The sequence below is a fragment of the Veillonella sp. R32 genome (assembly GCF_010093125.1).
Taxonomy (GTDB): Bacteria; Bacillota; Negativicutes; order Veillonellales; family Veillonellaceae; genus Veillonella_A.
On sequence record NZ_NMZQ01000048.1, the window covers coordinates 45496 to 63658 of the forward strand.

The 18163-nt window shown below is 38.8% G+C and carries 14 protein-coding genes; all 14 read left to right on the top strand.

Features of this window, described 5'->3' with window-relative positions; genetic code table 11:
* The first annotated feature begins 163 nt into the window (after positions 1 to 163).
* Entirely contained in the window at positions 164 to 727 is a 564-nt protein-coding gene (locus VER_RS09600) for a TetR/AcrR family transcriptional regulator (protein ID WP_162100603.1), read from the top strand.
* Complete coding sequence (locus VER_RS09605; protein ID WP_162100604.1) at positions 720 to 1850, top strand: efflux RND transporter periplasmic adaptor subunit; 1131 nt, start codon at positions 720 to 722, stop codon at positions 1848 to 1850. Before VER_RS09600 ends, VER_RS09605 begins: the two co-directional genes overlap by 8 nt.
* Positions 1851 to 1861: 11 nt before the next feature.
* Entirely contained in the window at positions 1862 to 5005 is a 3144-nt protein-coding gene (locus tag VER_RS09610; RefSeq protein ID WP_162100605.1) for an efflux RND transporter permease subunit, read from the top strand.
* 325 nt (positions 5006 to 5330) lie between these two features.
* On the top strand, positions 5331 to 6716 hold the full coding sequence (dcuC, locus tag VER_RS09615; protein WP_162100606.1) for a C4-dicarboxylate transporter DcuC: 1386 nt from the start codon (positions 5331 to 5333) through the stop codon (positions 6714 to 6716).
* 248 nt (positions 6717 to 6964) lie between these two features.
* On the top strand, positions 6965 to 8242 hold the full coding sequence (locus VER_RS09620) for a manganese-dependent inorganic pyrophosphatase (RefSeq protein ID WP_162100607.1): 1278 nt from the start codon (positions 6965 to 6967) through the stop codon (positions 8240 to 8242).
* Between the two features lie 105 nt (positions 8243 to 8347).
* On the top strand, positions 8348 to 10543 hold the full coding sequence (gene pcrA / locus VER_RS09625; RefSeq protein WP_162100608.1) for a DNA helicase PcrA: 2196 nt from the start codon (positions 8348 to 8350) through the stop codon (positions 10541 to 10543).
* A gap of 26 nt (positions 10544 to 10569) precedes the next feature.
* Entirely contained in the window at positions 10570 to 12594 is a 2025-nt protein-coding gene (ligA, locus tag VER_RS09630) for an NAD-dependent DNA ligase LigA (RefSeq protein ID WP_370456481.1), read from the top strand.
* A 60-nt stretch (positions 12595 to 12654) separates the two neighbouring features.
* Positions 12655 to 12945 (top strand): Asp-tRNA(Asn)/Glu-tRNA(Gln) amidotransferase subunit GatC, encoded by a 291-nt coding sequence (gene gatC / locus VER_RS09635; protein ID WP_162100610.1) that lies wholly within the window; start codon positions 12655 to 12657, stop codon positions 12943 to 12945.
* A gap of 11 nt (positions 12946 to 12956) precedes the next feature.
* Positions 12957 to 14414 (top strand): Asp-tRNA(Asn)/Glu-tRNA(Gln) amidotransferase subunit GatA, encoded by a 1458-nt coding sequence (gene gatA, locus VER_RS09640; RefSeq protein WP_162100611.1) that lies wholly within the window; start codon positions 12957 to 12959, stop codon positions 14412 to 14414.
* Positions 14411 to 15853, top strand: coding sequence for an Asp-tRNA(Asn)/Glu-tRNA(Gln) amidotransferase subunit GatB (gene gatB / locus VER_RS09645; protein WP_162100612.1), 1443 nt, complete (start codon positions 14411 to 14413; stop codon positions 15851 to 15853). Before gatA ends, gatB begins: the two co-directional genes overlap by 4 nt.
* A gap of 73 nt (positions 15854 to 15926) precedes the next feature.
* Positions 15927 to 16304 carry an undecaprenyl-diphosphate phosphatase gene (locus VER_RS09650; RefSeq protein ID WP_162100613.1) on the top strand — a complete coding sequence of 126 codons (378 nt, stop codon included), beginning with the start codon at positions 15927 to 15929 and terminating at the stop codon, positions 16302 to 16304.
* 217 nt (positions 16305 to 16521) lie between these two features.
* Entirely contained in the window at positions 16522 to 16860 is a 339-nt protein-coding gene (locus VER_RS09655) for a hypothetical protein (RefSeq protein ID WP_162100614.1), read from the top strand.
* The gene (locus VER_RS09660; RefSeq protein ID WP_162100615.1) at positions 16850 to 17191 is read left to right on the top strand and encodes a hypothetical protein; all 342 of its coding nucleotides are present in this window, start codon (positions 16850 to 16852) and stop codon (positions 17189 to 17191) included. Before VER_RS09655 ends, VER_RS09660 begins: the two co-directional genes overlap by 11 nt.
* A gap of 652 nt (positions 17192 to 17843) precedes the next feature.
* A partial coding sequence (locus VER_RS09665) for a hemagglutinin repeat-containing protein (RefSeq protein ID WP_162100616.1) occupies positions 17844 to 18163 on the top strand: 320 nt, incomplete at its 3' end.

Genomic DNA, 18163 nt, shown 5'->3' on the forward strand with positions numbered 1-18163 from the left:
AGCTAGTGACGTAGAGGATTGGGAACTTTTTTTGATGTATACCGACTATATCTTTTACAAAAACTTCATAAATTTTTTGTATAGTCGATGTGTAATTATTGTGTTTGATTGTAATGTGTTTGACGGTAAGTCGAATTAGTTATGTAAGGTGAGGGAGGCGACAATGAAGCAACGTATTCTTGAAGCGGCTGTTGCTGAGATAGAATTGCATGGCTCGTCATTTCGGATGGATGATTTAGCTAAGCGGTTAAATATTAGTAAACGAACGTTATATGAGAATTTCCATTCTAAGAATGAAATTATAGAGCGTATCTTATTTGAAAAAAGCCAAGACTTCTATAATATTCACAAAAAAATCTTAGAAGAACCTAATGTAGATTGTGTAACTAAGTTGAAGAATTATTTCACTGTTAAATCTGACTTGTACGCAACAATTAGTGGCGATCATTATCGCTTAATGTTTGCTTCAGTACCATCCTTGGTAGATCATGTATTACGTGTATTTGAACGTGATTGGGATTTACTAGGCAACTTTTTAAAAGAACAACAACAATTAGGAATTATTAAAAACGTAGATATAGATGTGTTGTTGTTGATGTTAAAAGGTGTAGTGCGTACTGTATTTTACGATAGTCATCGTAATCCCGAAGAATGTACAGTAATTTTATCAAATGCGATGAATATGATATTGTATGGTATTTTAAATGAGGAGGCAAAGAATGTTTAAGTTTCGTTTTTCAGGGGCCCTTGTAGCTATTATGGCTATGATGCTCGTAGTGGCGGGCTGTGGCAAAGAAGAAGCGCAGCCGAGTGAGGTGGCTGTGAATACCTATAAAATAGCAGCTACAGATACACAGATTGCTACATCTTTTAATGGTACGATTACATCACAGAATACAACAGCCATTCATGCTCGTGTATCGGGCCATGTTGTTGAAAAGTATGTCAAAGGGGGCCAACAAGTGGTGAAAGGTCAGCCCCTATTCCGTTTGGATTCCCGTCAGTATGAAGCTAATTTAGCAAGTGCGCAAGCTACCGCTGCGTCTACTAATGCATCCTACTTAAACTCTGAACGTGATTTACAGCGGTATCAACAATTAGCTAACGAAGATGCCATTGCACGTCAGACTTTAGATACGCAAGCTAGCACCGCTGAACAACAACGGGCGGCTTTGGAAGCCAATGAAGCGGCTGTTCGTATTGCACAGGATAATTTACAAGATACTGTAATTTATGCCCCATTCGATGGCACGCTTGAAATGGATGACATCGATTTAGGCTCTTATGTAACCGCAGGGACGACTACACTTGTAACTATTAACACGGTTGATCCAGTGTACGTACAGTTTGCTATGAGTGAAACTGAATATTTAGAATTCATGAAAAACAAACAAGGTCAAAGTTTAGATAACTTACCATTACAACTTCGTTTGTCTGATGGTTCCATTTACCAATATACGGGTACTTTAGTACAGGCTGCTAAAAATCTTGATAGTTCTTCTGGTCAATTAATTTTCAAAGCATCTTTCCCAAATCCAGAGCATATGTTATTACCTAATATGTATGCATCAGTAGTATCTCCTGGGGATATTATTAAAGGGGCTATTTTAGTGCCTACTAAAGCATTGACACAAGTATTGGATAAATCTTTTGTATACGTAGTTGATGAATCAGGTACGGTAAAACAAGTGCCAGTGGTAACTAGCGGTACCCAAGGTATTTATACGATTGTTAAGAGTGGTGTACAAGCCGGTGAAACAGTTGTTGTTGACGGCTTAACTAAGATTCGTAATGGTGTGAAAGTTAAAGCAACGGCTTTGACTAAAGACCAAGTAGAGAAGACTAAATAAGGGGGTATATCGTGTCGAAATTTTTTATAAACCGACCTATATTCGCCATCGTTTTGTCCTTGATTATTACAATTGTTGGCTTGGTATCTATGTTTACTTTGCCAGTTGCTCGTTATCCAGAAATTACACCACCGCAGGTGCGTGTATCTACTAGTTATGTAGGCGCGTCTGCTTCGGTTGTTAGTGACACGGTAGCGTCCGTTATTGAAGCCCAGATTATTGGTGTTCAGGACATGGACTATATGATGTCCACAAGTAGTAGCAGTGGTAGTTACTCTTTGACGGTTCAATTTAATCAAGGTACTGATGCCGATATGGATACAGTTAATACGCAAAACCGCGTACAACGTGCATTAGCATCGTTACCTTCAGAAGTTCAAAACGTTGGTGTTATTACAACGAAATCTACAGGCGATATGTCCTTAGTATTTGCTTTGAAATCTAAAGATGAAAGCACATATGATCAGACGTTCTTAAAAAACTATGCGTCCAACTACATGATGGATGAAATTAAAGCCATTAATGGGGTAGGTAGTGTTCAAGAATTCGGTGCTGACTTTGCTATGCGTATTTGGTTAGATCCATCTAAGATGTCGCAACATAATGTGACGATTGCGCAAGTAGTAAGTGCAATTTCTGCACAGAACAAACAGGCCGCACCAGGTTCATTAGGGGCTGATCCAACACCAAGTGATCAGCAAGTATCCCATAATATTACCATCCAAGGTCGTTTAATGACACCAGAAGAATTTGGTAATGTTATTATTAAGACGGATAGCAATGGTAATTTATTACGCTTGAAAGACGTAGCGAATATTCAATTAGGTTCTAAAGATTACAATGTTACGGCTAAGAGTAATGGTAAGCCAATGGCTGCCTTTGCTGTATCTTTGACTAGCGATGCCAATGCTATTGAAACTATTGGTAAAGTAAAAGAAGTATTAGCTAAACAGCAAGAAAGTTTGCCACCTGGGGTTGAATATACGGTTATCGTAGATAATACAAACTTCGTTACAGCATCTATTGAAGAAGTTATTCATACCTTCGTGGAAGCCTTAATTTTGGTTGCTTTGATTGTATATATTTTCTTACAATCCTGGCGTTCTACATTGATTCCAATGATTGCCGTACCAGTATCGCTACTAGGTACTTTCGCCTCCTTCGAGGTATTAGACTTTACGATTAATACGTTGACCTTATTCGCTATGGTATTGGCTATTGGTTTGGTTGTGGATGATGCCATCGTTGTTATTGAAGCCGTAGAATATGAAATAAAGGTCAATGGTTTAAAACCTCATGAAGCAACTATTGCGGCTATGAAAAACGTACAAGGCCCAGTAGTTGGTATAGCTTTCGTGTTGGCCTCTGTATTCGTACCAGTATCCTTTATGGGTGGTATGACGGGTATTCTGTATAAACAGTTTGCCTTGACAATTGCCGTATCCGTAGCGATTTCTGCATTCGTAGCGTTAACCTTAACACCAGCTCTTTGTGCTATGATGTTACGTCCTCATGTGCCTAAAGAAAAAGAAGACTTTATACATCGTGGACTCAATAAGTTCAATGATGCTTTGGAACGTTTCAGTGATTGGTATGGGTTCCAATTAGCTCGTTTAGCTAAACATTTATGGCTTACCATTGTGGTGTTAATTGGTTTTGTACTTATTTCCGTTGGTGTATTCCGCGTTTTACCATCGGCCTTCGTACCAGCGGAAGATAATGGGTACTACATGGTAGCGATTAGCTTACCAGAAGGGGCTACAACCTCACGTACTATGGGGGTTATTGAAAAAGTAACGGAATTCATGAATCAAGACCCTGATATTACGGATAAAGCGGGTATTTCTGGCTTTGATATTTTATCTAGTGCTCAGAAAACCAGTGGTGGTCTAATGTTTGCTACCTTAGCTGACTGGAGTGAACGTAAAGGGGCCGGTCAAGATGTAAATTCTAAAATCGGTAAACTTATGGGCTTCTCCGCTACGATTCCAGAAGCAACGATTTTACCTATGAACCCACCACCAATTCCTGGCTTAGGTAATACAGGCGGTTTCTCCATGTATATTATCAATAAAGCAGGGGATACACCGGAACAGATGGCCACTGTTGTTAATGACTTCTTAAGTGAAGCTCGCAAGCAACCTGTTTTTGCTTCGATTTATACCACTTATAGTGATGGTACGCCATCCTATGATTTCGATATTAATCGTGATAAGGCCGCTCGTGATGGTGTAAGTGTATCTGATATTTTCACAACCTTGCAAGGGTTCTATGGTAGTATTCAGGTCAACGACTTTAATGAGTTTGGTAAAAACTATAAAGTAGTTATTCAGGCACAACAAGATTACCGTGTATCGCCTGAAAATAACAATAATCTATATGTAGCTAATAGTAGTGGTACTTTATATCCCGTAGCTAACTACATCAAATCGACTGCGACTACTTCGGTATCCACAATTACTCGTTTTAACAACTACCCAGCTGTTAAGATTGGTGGTTCTCAAGGCGCGGCATATAGTTCTGGTGATGCCATTGCAGCTTTGGAAAACTTGGCTAAAAACTTACCACAAGGTTATACGTATGACTGGGCTGATCAAAGCCGTGAAGAAGTTAAAGCTGGTACTCAGACTATCCTTATCTTAGGTATGGGGATTATCTTCGTATTCTTAGTATTGGCAGCTTTGTATGAATCCTGGAAAGTTCCGTTTGCCGTATTATTCTCCGTACCATCTGGTATCGTTGGGGCCGCGTTAATTCCTTGGTTATTGAATTTAACTGGCGCCTATAGCTTAACCAATGATATTTACTTACAGATTGGTTTGTTAACACTCGTTGGTTTGGCGGCGAAGAATGCAATTCTGATTATTGAATATGCGAAGATTCGTGTTGATGAACGGGGCATGCGTTTCGTAGATGCAGCGATTGAAGCGGCTAAGATTCGTTTGCGTCCAATTTTGATGACTTCGTTAGCGTTCATTTTAGGTTGTATTCCACTAGCTATTTCTAGTGGTGCTGGTGCAGGGGCCCGTGTTTCCATGGGGATTACAGTAGTAGCAGGTATGACATCGGCTACCTTATTTGGGATTTTTGTTATTCCAATGCTATTTATCCTTATTGAAAATATTGGCTTTGGCAAAAAGAATAAAAAACATTAATCGGTTATATCGCTTACATGTTTTATAAAAGGGCGAGTATACAGTTTTGTATACTCGTTCTTTTTTATTTTTAATGTAGTAGATTCTTATAAGATAGTAGGCCCTTAAAAGAATTTAGTAGAACTATATATGACGTATCAATGATAGGATGAAAATTTTATTAAATATTAAACGACTTTTATGTCATTTATGCATATTAAGTATAATTAAGATGAATAACTTCGTGATATAATGTATACAAATTAGGTGTATGCATAAAAGGCGGACAGCATGCATCTTCGGTAACACTGTAAGAATTACTAAGTTGTGATTTAAGTGAGGAGGTATGCATGTGAACATTTTAATTTCTGTTATTGTCATTTTGTGGATTGGTACCTTAGTGTTTAAACGGTACAAAGCACAGGCGGTGCTCTTTATAGGTGGTATGGTATTACTAGCACTCGCTTACTTATTAGGGTATGGCACAATTTTAGGGGCTAAACAAGCAACGGGTAACTTTATTTTTGATATTTATGAACTCATTCGTATCTTATTTAGTGAGCGGGCAGCTAAATTAGGCCTTAATATTATGGCCGTAGCTGGCTTTGCTCGTTATATGGACCATATTGGTGCCTCCCGTGCGTTAGTTACCTTAACGATTAAACCATTGCAGAAGTTAAAATCCCCTTATATCGTATTAAGTGCTTGTTGGGTATTAGGGATGGTTATTGGTTTGGCGATTAATAGTGCCTCCGGTCTAGCCATGTTATTAATGGTAACCATGTATCCAGTGCTTATTGCTTTAGGGGTAAGTAAATTATCGGCAACGGCTGCGATTACTACCACTCTTTGTTTGGATTGGAGCCCTAGTGATACGGGTACAATTTTTGCGGCTGAATTAGCGGGCCTTGATCCGGTTACCTATTGGCATTCTTTCCAAGTGCCAGTTGCTTTATGGGTGTTCCCAGTAGTAGCCGTGCTGCACTACTTCACCCAAAAGTATATGGATAAACGAGATGGTCATGTGGTAGTAGCCCAAGAAGCAACTGTAAACGAAGATAAGATGACCAATGAAGATTTAAAAGTAGAAGCGCCATTATATTATGCGATTTTGCCAGTCATTCCATTAGCTTTAATCTTATCGTTCTCAAGCCTTTGGATTTCTTGGATTAAAATGAACATTATTATGGCTATGTTAATCGGTACAACTATTGGTATGATTTTCCAATACGTACGTACTTTAGATGGTAAATCAGTATTAGCTGATTTGCAGGTGTATTTTGATGGCATGGGCCGTCAAATGGCGAATGTAGTCAGCCTTATCGTAGCTGGTGAATTATTTGCTAAAGGGCTTATGGCTATTGGTACTATCGATGCTCTCATTAACTGGGCTAAAACATCTGGTTTTGGCGGTATTGGTATTACCCTTGTGATGGTGGCAATTATCGGTGTATCGTCTATTGTTATGGGCTCTGGTAACGCGCCATTCTTTGCTTTTGCTAATTTAGTACCATCTATTGCAGCGTCTACGGGCGTTTCAGCAGCGTTGATGATTCTACCAATGCACTTTATTGCCAGTGCTTTCCGTGCTATTTCACCAATTACGGCCGTTATCGTTGTAGCCTCTGGTATGGCTGGGATTTCACCATTTGATTTGGTAAAACGAACAGCTATTCCTATGATTGGTGCTGGTATTACGTTAGTTGTTGCTAACTTCGTTATGTTCTTATAAGAAAGGGCTAGCAGTTATCAATATAATTCCTTCTTGAAATAAACCAGATAGCAGTTTCTTGAAATAAACAAGATAAGTGTTTCTAGAAGTAAACAAGATAATCCGTTCTAAAAATCTCCAGTTAAGAATCTTAGCTGGAGATTTTTTAGGTATCTAACATTTGCCCATACTGTAAAGGGGTAATCTATGATATAATAAATAAGATAAATTAACTTCGTTAATTCTAAATATTTTATGAGGTGATATACATGAGTGAAAATGTGATTTTCGTTACTGGCCATAAGAGCCCTGATACTGACTCTTTCTGCTCAGCCTTGGGCTATGCTAATTTAAAAAATCAAATGGGGATTCCTGCGAAAGCTATTTGTGCAGGTCCTGCCAATAAAGAAACGTCTTTTGTATTAGATTATTTCAAAGTAGAACATCCTGAAATCGTTACTAGCTTTGCGGTACGCATTAAAGATGTGTTAGAAACCGTACCTGCTGTTGAAGCTTCCGCTAATTTAGAAGCTGTTCTTGCATGGCGTAAAGAACATGATATGAATCGTGTACCAGTTGTTAAAGATGGTAAATTTGTAGGCGTTATTTTACCAAGCCGTTTAATCGATGCGTTAGCTAATGCTTGGCTTGATAAAACATCCGTGACAGCAGGGGATATTGTATCTAAAGCGGGTTGCCAATTAATTTCACCTGACCTTAAATTGAAAGAGTTTGACCGTGGTCATAATGGTGCCTTCCCAGTAGTGGATGGGGATACATACTTTGGCATGGTTCGTTCTAATGTAGAAGCACCTAAAGATAAACAAAAAGTAATTTTAATTGACCATAATGAAAAAGTACAAATCATTGATGATATTGAAGATGCTGAAATCGTAGAAAATGTAGATCATCATCGTATTGGTGGTTTAGTAACAGAAAATCCTATTTTCATTCATTATGAACCAGTAGGTTGTTCTTGTACTATTGTTGCTAATTTCTATTGGCAATATGGTCAGGAAATTCCTAAACACATTGCTGGTCTATTGCTATCTGCTATTATTTCAGATACTGTATTATTCCGCTCGCCAACGTGCACTCCAAAAGATGTAGAAACAGCTAAAAAATTAGCCACCATTGCTGGTGTTGATTTAGAAGCCTATGGTCTTGAAATGTTAAAAGCAGGTGCTGATGTATCTGATTTCAGCGATGAAAAGATTGTACGCACAGATATGAAAGAATTTAGCGCTAATGGCCAAGTATTTACGATTGGTCAGTTGTCTACTATGAATGCGGAAGAAGTATTAACTCGTAAACCAGCTTTGTTAAAAGCTTTGGAAGAATTACGTGCCGCTAATAATTATGTAGCTTCTTACATTATGGTGACGGACATTTTGAAAGAAAGCACTAACTTATTATTTGCTGGTGATGTGGAGGCTATTGTCAAAGCCGCTTTCGGTGTTGAGCCAAAAGAACAAGAAGTATTCCTTGCGAATACCTTATCTCGTAAAAAACAAATTGTACCTCAAATCTTGGGGGCTATGAAATAAGCCAATTTATTAGGAAAGTACTATTAGATTGGATATAGAACTGACAAAAACGTTGCCTCTTGCAACGTTTTTGTTCATTACAGATTAAGTATGGAAAGGATTGTTATGAGTAGTTTATTTGATGGTTTGAATAAAGAGCAACAAGAAGCGGTACGCACTACGGAAGGTCCCTTATTGATTGTAGCGGGCGCCGGTTCCGGTAAAACACGAGTTCTTACTTATCGAATTGCTCATTTATTGGCGAAAGGCGTGAATCCTTATGAAATTTTAGCCATTACTTTCACTAACAAAGCTGCTAAAGAAATGAAAAGTCGTGTAGAGGATTTAGTAGGTTCTTTAGCAGATCGTATTTGGCTTAGCACGTTTCACTCCTTCTGTGCTAAATTCTTACGATTTGAATTAGATAACTTTTTAGGATATAGCAAAAATTTTACCATCTATGACACAGGTGATTCGCAAGCTGTTATTAAGGGGGCTTTGAAAGCTTTAAATTTAGATGATAAATATTTTCCCGTAGGTGCAATGCTCAGTGCTATTTCTGATGCGAAAAACCGCCTTTTATTAGCCCATGACTATCGTTTGGAAGCACGTGATTTTTACAGTCAAAAAGTAGCTGATGTATATGAGTATTACGAACGAGAATTGCGCAAAAATAACGCTCTCGACTTTGATGACTTATTGCTAGTAGCGGTTAAATTATTGCAAAGCAAAGAAGAGGTATTAGCTAAATATAGTCACCGTTTTCGTTATATTATGATTGATGAATATCAAGATACAAACCATGCGCAATATACCTTAGCCCATTTATTAGCTTCTAAATGGCAAAATATTTGTGTCGTAGGGGATGCGGATCAAAGTATTTATGCTTGGCGTGGGGCGGATATTCAAAATATTTTAGATTTTGAAAAAGATTATCCTGCTTGTAAGACGATTAAGTTAGAGCAGAATTATCGCTCCACTAAGACTATCTTAGAGGCAGCCAATGCGGTGATTGATAATAATGAAGGCCGTCCTGATAAAGTGTTGTGGACTGATCAAGATATGGGCCCTAAGATTCGTCACTTTGAAGCACAATCTGAACAGGAAGAAGCCGCTTTTATTAGTGAAACTATTGCAAAACAGCACGATTTACATGAAGTACCGTATGGTAATACGGCTATTTTATATCGTACCAATGCACAGTCCCGTGCGTTGGAAGAAGGCTTGATTAAGCGCGGTATTCCTTATGTAATGGTAGGGGGTACGAAGTTCTATGATCGTAAAGAAATTAAAGATGTATTGGCCTATTTAAAGGTATTGTTTAATCCTTTTGACGATTTGAGTTTATTGCGTATTATCAACGTACCAAAGCGCAGTATTGGAGCTACTACAGTAGGTAAATTACAAGATTACGCGCGTGAAACGGGTAATTCTTTATTTATGACCCTAACTATGTTAAGTCAAATTCCTACGATTAAAGGTAAAACGAAGGATAAATTAGAAGAATTTGGCATTCTTATTTTTACCTTAGTAGCTATGATGGAGGATCACAATGTACTTCAAATTTTAGAGTCCATTTTAGAAAAAACAGGATATTTAAAAGAACTAGAGGCAAGTACAGATCCTCAAGATGAAGCGCGGGTAGAAAACATTGGTGAATTACTTTCTGTAGCCAAAGTATTTTTAGATGAAAATCCAACGGGAACAGTGCAAGATTTCTTAGAGCAAGTGGCCCTTGTTAATGATGTGGATACTTACGAACAAGCGGATTCTAAAGTAACGCTTATGACCTTGCATTCAGCGAAAGGTTTGGAATTCCCGATTGTATTCTTAGCTGGCCTTGAAGAAGGTTTATTTCCGCATAGTCGGACTCTCATGAATCCTGAAGAAATTGAAGAAGAACGACGCCTTTGCTATGTAGGGATTACTCGTGCTGAAAAAGAATTATATGTACTAAATGCTACGACCCGTACAGTCTTTGGCCGTACTAATGGCTATTTACCGTCACGCTTTTTGAAGGAAATTCCAGAAGGGCTAGTTGAAGAATTAAGACCTAAGCGTAAAGTGCGTGAAGAGATTCAGCGCCATGTGCCTGCGCATTTATCCGTCATGTCACGACCAGTGACGAAACCTACTTTGCGTAATCCTGTAGTGGAAAATTGGCAAGTCGGTGACACCGCCGTGCATGCTAAATGGGGCAATGGCACCGTGCTTGAATTACAAGGATCTGGCCCTGGCTTAAAGCTTAAAATTGAATTTCCAACACAAGGTGTTCGTTTAATTATGGCTCAGTTTGCCCCGGTGAAACGATTAGAAAAGTAAGTTTGCAGGAGAATATTATGCCAACGATGAAAGAATTACGAGCAGCGTTAGCGACCGCCAGTACTGAGGAAGCCAAAGCGCATGCATTACAACATTTATTGGCCTACTGTGGGTATTTATACTATGTAAAAGATGCGCCACAAATGGAAGATTATGAATACGATACATTATATCGGGAATTAGTAGACCTTGAAACGGCTCATCCTGAATACATTACCACGTACTCGCCAACTCAACGAGTAGGGGCTAAAGTAGAAGGGGATTTTCCAAAAGTAGTGCATGGTACGCCTATGCTTAGTTTAGGCAATGTATTTACTTATGAAGAAGTGCGTAGTTTCACGGAGCGGACGGAACGCGATTTGGGTCATCGTCCAGACTATGTAGTAGAATTAAAAATTGATGGCTTAGCCTGTAATTTGAACTATGAAAATGGCGTGTTGGTGCGGGCTGTTACGCGCGGTGATGGGCGCGTCGGTGAAGATGTTACCAACAATGTGCGCACGATTCAATCGGTACCTTTATGGATTGAGAAGGCACCGCCTTATATAGAAATTCGCGGGGAAGTGTATATGCCTCATAAAGAATTTCAGCGTATCAATGAAGAACGGAAAGCGGAAGGGTTGCCTACCTTTGTGAACCCTCGCAATGCAGCGGCTGGTTCGTTACGGCAATTAGATCCAGCTATTACGGCTAGTCGTAATTTAGATTTCTTTGCCTATGCCTTAGGTTCTTCAGAGGGCGCCCAGATTCACTCGCAAAGTGAATTATTGAAGACTTTGGAGGATTTCCATTTCCATGTGAATCCTAATTATACACTTTGCCATTCTGCTGATGAGATTGTAGAACGCATTGCTTATTGGGATACAGAACGCCATAATTTGCCCTATGATACAGATGGCATGGTTATTAAAGTAAATGCTTTTGAAGACCAAGAACAATTAGGGGCGACTGTTAAGGATCCTCGTTGGGCAACGGCCTTTAAATACCCACCAGAAGAAGTGGAAACGATTGTTAAAGATATTACCATTAATATTGGCCGTACAGGTGTTTTAACACCTACCGCTGAACTGGAACCTGTATTTGTGTCAGGGACGAATGTGGCACGTGCTACGCTTCATAATGAAGACTTTATCAAAGATAAGGACATTCGTATTGGCGACCATGTAATGATTCATAAAGCAGCGGAAATTATTCCTGAAGTGATTAAGTCCTTGCCTGAAAAGCGGACTGGTAGCGAAGTAGAATTTACGATGCCTAGTCATTGTCCGATTTGCGACTCACCTACCGTACGCCGGGCTGGTGAAGTGGCTGTTCGTTGCAGTAATGAGCATTGTCCGGCAGTAGAAAAAGAGAAGATTATTCACTTTGCCTCTCGTGATGCCATGAATATTGATGGTTTAGGGCCAAGTATTGTAGAAAGCCTGATTGCCTATAAATTAATTGCTACCGTAGCTGATTTATATGAGTTAACCGAAGAACAATTGGTGACGATGGAACGGATGGGCAAGAAGTCGGCTCAAAACTTATTAAAGGCTATTGCTGATTCTAAGTCTAGAGGGTTAGGACGATTATTGTTTGCTTTAGGGATTCGCTTAATTGGTGCTAAAGCAGGGCGCACTATTGCGGAACATTTTCCAACCATGGAGGCCTTACAAAATGCTACTGTAGAGACGTTAACGGCTGTAAGTGAAATAGGCCCTACGATGGCGGAAAGCTTGGTAGCTTACTTCAAAGAGCCTTATAATTTAGCTTTAATTGAGCGCTTGCGTCAGTTAGGCATCGTCATGGAAGAAGAAGTGGCCGAACCAAGTGGCACCGAATTAGCTGGTGAAACGATTGTATTAACGGGTACGCTTGACAGTATGGGACGCAAAGAGGCAGGCGACTTATTAGCAGCTCATGGTGCTAAAATTACAGGCTCTGTAAGTAAAAAGACCACGATTGTTATAGCTGGGGCGGAAGCCGGTAGTAAATTGACAAAAGCGGAAGCCTTAGGTATACGGATCATGGACGAAGCAGAATTTTTAGAATTAATCAAAGACTGGCAATAGGCTCATTTTGTATTGTTACAGCTGATTTGATATAATAATACAATGAAAGGATGTGTACGCATGAAAATCAATCGGGATGAAATCAAAAAGATTGCTTTACTATCGCGCTTAGATATTAGCGAAGAGAATATGGGCTCTGTAGAAAAAGCCTTAAATGACGTTTTATCATATGTTACAGAATTAGAAGAATTAGACCTTGATGGGGTACAACCTATGGCTCATGCAGTGCCTTTGCAAAATGTATTCCGCGAAGATGAAGTAAAACCATCACTTGATCATGACTTAGCATTGCAGAATGCACCAGAAGAAGAAAATGGTTACTTCAAAGTACCACGCGTTGTACAAGAATAGGAGGAAGCACTGTGACAATTCATGAATTACACAAACAATTAACAGCTAAAGAACTGTCCGCTGTAGAACTAACTAAGGCTGTGATTGCTCATAAAGCTAAAACAGAACCAACTGTACATGCGTACTTATCTGATTCGCATGAGGAAGCCTTAGCCGTAGCAGCTAAAGTGGATGAAAAAATTGCGGCTGGTGAAAGCATTGCCCCATTGGCAGGGATTCCAGGGGCTATTAAAGATAATATTTGTATTAAAGATCAGAAGGCTACTTGTGCGTCTAAAATGTTAGCTAACTTTGTGCCTCCTTATAATGCCACTGTTATTGAAAAATTAGCAGGTCAAGACTATGTAAGTCTTGGCAAAGTTAATATGGACGAATTTGCTATGGGTGGTTCTACGGAAAACTCTGCGTTAGCTAAAACGACGAATCCTTGGAATGCTGAGTATGTGCCAGGCGGTTCCTCCGGCGGTAGCGCCGCTGCTGTATCGGCTGGTAGTGCCATTTGGGCGTTAGGTTCTGATACAGGTGGTTCCATTCGTCAACCAGGGGCGTATTGCGGCGTAGTAGGCTTAAAACCAACTTATGGTAATGTATCTCGATATGGCTTGATTGCTTTTGCGTCGTCCTTAGATCAGATTGGGCCTGTGACCCGTGATGTAACGGATGCGGCCATCGTATTGAATGCGATTACTGGTCATGACCATCGCGACTCTACGTCCATTCCAGGGGAACGTCCTGATTACACTAAGTCCTTAGTAAGCGATGTGAAAGGCCTTAAAATTGGTATGCCAAAAGAATATTTTGGCGATGGTATTAATAGCGAAGTACGTGAAGCGATTGAAAAAGCGGCTAAAACCTATGAAGAATTAGGGGCTCAAATTGTAGAAGTAAGCTTGCCTACTTCTAAATATGCCTTATCCGCGTATTATATCATTGCTCTAGCGGAAGCAAGTTCCAACTTAGCTCGTTATGATGGGGTAAGCTATGGTTTACGTGTACCAGCTGACAATTTAGTTGAAATGTCCACTAAGACCCGTACGAAAGGATTTGGTCCTGAAGTACAACGCCGTATTTTACTTGGTACGTATGTATTGAGCTCTGGTTATTATGATGCGTACTATTTAAAAGCATTGAAAGCACGTCGTTTAATTAAAAACGAATTTGATGCGGCTTTTGAAAATGTGGATGTATTATTAACGCCAACAGCGCCTAATACGGCTTTTAAGTTTTGTGAAAAAATTAATGATCCATTGTCCATGTATATGGAAGATATTTGTACTACCCCAGTTAACCTAGCTGGTATTCCTGGTATTTCAATCCCTGCTGGATTTGCAAGTAATGGTATGCCAATTGGTATGCAATTATTGGCCCCTGCGATGGGTGAAGAAGTATTATTACGTACTGCTTATACCTTTGAGCAAGCCCGTCCTGAATGTAATAAAGTCGCAGCCATTGGGGAGGTAACACTATGAAATATGAAACAGTCGTAGGGCTGGAAGTACATACTGAATTAAAAACTAAGTCTAAAATTTTCTGCGGTTGTACTACTGAATTTGGTGGTGACCAAAATACCCATGTATGTCCTGTCTGCTTAGGTTTACCAGGGGTATTGCCAGTACTTAATAAAAAAGTAGTAGACTATGCCATTCGCGTAGGCTTAGCTTTAAATTGTGAAATTTTACAATTTAATAAATTTGACCGTAAAAATTATTATTATCCAGATTTGCCTAAAAACTGGCAGACTTCGCAATATGACTTACCAATTTGCCTTAATGGTCATTTAGACATTGAAGTGAATGGTGAAACTCGTCGTATTCTCATTACTCGTATTCACATGGAAGAAGATGCGGGTAAATTAGTTCATAGTGGTAATACCATTAGCACGTCTGATTCTTCTAACGTAGATTATAACCGTACCGGCGTGCCACTTCTAGAAATCGTATCTGAACCAGATCTTCGTTCTGGCGAAGAAGCTAGAGCTTATGTGGAAAAACTTCGCTCCATCATTAAATACTTAGACGTATCGGATGTGCGTATGGAAGAAGGTAGCTTGCGTTGCGATGCTAATATTTCAGTTCGTCTAATGGGCGAAGAAAAATTAGGCACTAAAACAGAAATTAAAAATATGAACTCCTTAACTGCGTTGCAGAAAGGGATTGAATATGAAGCCGTTCGTCAGGCTGAAACATTAGAAGATGGTGGCGAAATTGTGCAAGAAACACGCACTTGGGATGATGGCAAGGGTATGACCTTATCCATGCGTAAAAAAGAAGCGGAAAATGATTACCGTTACTTCCCAGAGCCAGATTTGGTACCAATCGTAATCAGCGATGAACAAATTGAAGAAGCTCGTCAATCGTTACCAGAATTGCCAGATGCTAAAATTGCTCGTTTCAAAGCTGATTACGGCTTATCTGAAGAAGATAGCAATATTTTGACCACTATGCGTGAAACTGCGGATTATTTGGATGCAGCGGTAAAAGCAGGGGCGGATGCTAAAACAGCGGCTAACTGGATGCTTGGTGATTTGTCTAAAATGGTCAATGAAGCGGGCATTACCTTTGCTGAAGCGAAAGTAAAACCAGAACAATTAGCAGCTATGATTGCGTTAATTGAAAAAGGCACTATTTCTGGTAAAATCGCTAAAAAAGTTATCGTATCTATGTGGGAAACTGGTAAGGACCCTCAGAAAATTGTAGAAGAAGAAGGTCTTGTTCAGATTACGGATACGGGCGCTATTGAAGAAATCGTAAAACAAGTTATTGCGGATAATCCAAAATCAGTTGAAGACTTCCAGAGCGGTAAAGGTAAAGCGATTGGCTTCTTAGTTGGGCAAGTTATGAAACTTAGCAAGGGTCGCGCTAACCCTGGTGTAGTTAATGAATTATTGCAGAAACATTTAAAAGCGTAAAAATGACTGATAGTACTATTGCTACTTCAGTTAAAATCTGCTCGTCTGATAGTAGGGACACAGGAGATTGCCTATGGAAGATAAACAATCTTATGAAACAAAAAATACGAATGTCTTATCCGATGAAGAACGCCGTGCTTTTGATGGAATGACCATTGATGAAGACGGACGCGAACAATCGGAAGAAGATATTCGTCGTGCTAAGCAAGCGGAAACTAAAGACACCTATGAATATGGTCGTGAACAAGGACCATATGGTGCGTATGAAGGCTTTCCTAAAATGAAAGTCTATACCTTTAGTTCCTTAGGCTGGAAAGGTAAGCTTGTGTTGGCTACCTTGGCAGCAGTTGTCTTAGGTGTATTGTTCTTTTTTGGTAGTTTATTTTTAATTGGGGTTAGTGTAGTCGCAATTGGTGTTGCTTTATTGGCGCTTTTGCGAAAACTGTTTTAAGAGTAGACATATTGAATAAATATCCTTTCATAATGGTTTCGTCACTTTTATGGTAATGGATTTTATTCAATATGTCATTTTTATACAAAACGTTATAGTTTGATTTCTATGAAAAAATAATGATGGACAAATGTTCATATATGAGATAAAATTGTCATAAATAGAATAGATATAGGTAGAAAATATATTGATTAAGTAAGAGGTTAGGAGTGTTACTATGAAGCAGGCTTGGGTCAACATGGCCGTAGTTATGGCTATTAGTGCGCCTGTATGGGGTATTGTACCAGTAAGTGCCGCTGATTCAGCGATACCGAATGTAGTACAGCAAGAACAATTAGAAATGGCGCGACAACGAGCAGAGGCTCGTAATGAACGAAACCAGACAAAGCGAGTAGAGATAGAAGGCATCCATACGTCCACTGACGCAGACAATGCAGTAGATGAGACGGGGCCTTCTTTTTTTATTACTCATATTGAACTGGGGGATGAAAATCAGACCAATGTATTAGAGGGAGAGTTTCGCTTTTTAGAACCACTACTTCGTAATGGTGAATAGCAAGTCTATTCAACCAACTGGTCGTATAGGCTCTATTGGTGGAGCCCATAACATAGGTGAGACGCAGAGTCAGTATGCGAGTGTTACGAGTCAAGCGGGGATATATGCTGGGGCTGGTGGTCTTACTGTTGACGTAGGCGATACCACACACTTAACAGGGGCTGTATTACATAGTGAAGCTACACTATCTAAGAATGTAGTTAAGACTGGTACCTTGGTGATGGAAGATATTCATAATGTAGCAGAATATACCTCAAAATCTAAGGGTGTTCTTATGTATATGATGAAATTGCACAATTTTTGCAGCGTTTATCATAGATACATTGGATAATTATGGTTTTGAATATAATCAATATTATAAGCCCTGGGAATTGGCTAATGCTATAAAAAATATACAGTCTAGAAAGTGAGTAGTTATTATATGAAATTAATAGTGCGAGAAATATTAACTATGTTTTTAGTGTATATCATTTCCACGATGATTTCCGTTTACTTTATATTACCTTTAGGAATTATCTCTATAATTATAGGGGTTCCTATATTAAAATGTTTGTTTTGTTTATACGGTAGTAATAGATGTAATGTACAAGTCATAATATGGGTGATTGGGAATATATTAATTATTGATAATGAATATAGCTTTTTTTTTCAAGAATATAGTAGAAGTATAATATTGAGTGGATGGAAGAATTTCATAGTTTTTTTCCATACATACATTACTAATAATGATTTTTTATTTTTGATAGTAATTAAAACTAGTATTTATATAATGAATTTAATAAAAAAATTATTTTCTTTATTAAATTTTAACATGGGAAGAGATATTATTGATATTATTCAAACTACTTTAGTTTATTTTATTATGCAGTTAGAAATTATATTTTGGATATGTTTAGGAAGTCGTATATATAAGAAATTAGAAAAATAATTAAGCTTTAAATTATTTTTGCTAGTTTAAAGGTATTATCTTTCAGATAGTACATATGAGTATAGGTTCTAGCTCTACAGAGCAAGAAAGTACAGCTATTACTACGACTTATAGAGGGGGCACTGTGTATAGTGATGGAGTGGTACAGATTACGGCTGTAGGTAATAGTAATGAATCCAATAGTACTGGTACGATTCAGGCTATTGGTGAAACTATCCAAGGTGAGAATATAGCCTTAAGTGCTACTAAAGACATACAATTAGAGGCGGGTATAAATAGACAACGTATTACTAATGATACAAAAAGTAAAGGTGCGTCTTTAGGTGTTACGGGTAGTGTAAAAAGAAAAAACACTGAGTTTCTTTATTTTTTTAA

What these genes read in the sequence shown, in the direction of transcription:
- gatB (WP_162100612.1), top strand. Translation starts at nt 14,411, where the DNA reads ATGAAATATGAAACAGTCGTAGGGCTGGAAGTACATACTGAATTAAAA.
- VER_RS09605 (WP_162100604.1), top strand. Translation starts at nt 720, where the DNA reads ATGTTTAAGTTTCGTTTTTCAGGGGCCCTTGTAGCTATTATGGCTATG.
- gatC (WP_162100610.1), top strand. Translation starts at nt 12,655, where the DNA reads ATGAAAATCAATCGGGATGAAATCAAAAAGATTGCTTTACTATCGCGC.
- VER_RS09600 (WP_162100603.1), top strand. Translation starts at nt 164, where the DNA reads ATGAAGCAACGTATTCTTGAAGCGGCTGTTGCTGAGATAGAATTGCAT.
- VER_RS09650 (WP_162100613.1), top strand. Translation starts at nt 15,927, where the DNA reads ATGGAAGATAAACAATCTTATGAAACAAAAAATACGAATGTCTTATCC.
- dcuC (WP_162100606.1), top strand. Translation starts at nt 5,331, where the DNA reads ATGCATGTGAACATTTTAATTTCTGTTATTGTCATTTTGTGGATTGGT.
- VER_RS09660 (WP_162100615.1), top strand. Translation starts at nt 16,850, where the DNA reads ATGGTGAATAGCAAGTCTATTCAACCAACTGGTCGTATAGGCTCTATT.
- ligA (WP_370456481.1), top strand. Translation starts at nt 10,570, where the DNA reads ATGAAAGAATTACGAGCAGCGTTAGCGACCGCCAGTACTGAGGAAGCC.
- VER_RS09620 (WP_162100607.1), top strand. Translation starts at nt 6,965, where the DNA reads ATGAGTGAAAATGTGATTTTCGTTACTGGCCATAAGAGCCCTGATACT.
- VER_RS09655 (WP_162100614.1), top strand. Translation starts at nt 16,522, where the DNA reads ATGAAGCAGGCTTGGGTCAACATGGCCGTAGTTATGGCTATTAGTGCG.
- pcrA (WP_162100608.1), top strand. Translation starts at nt 8,348, where the DNA reads ATGAGTAGTTTATTTGATGGTTTGAATAAAGAGCAACAAGAAGCGGTA.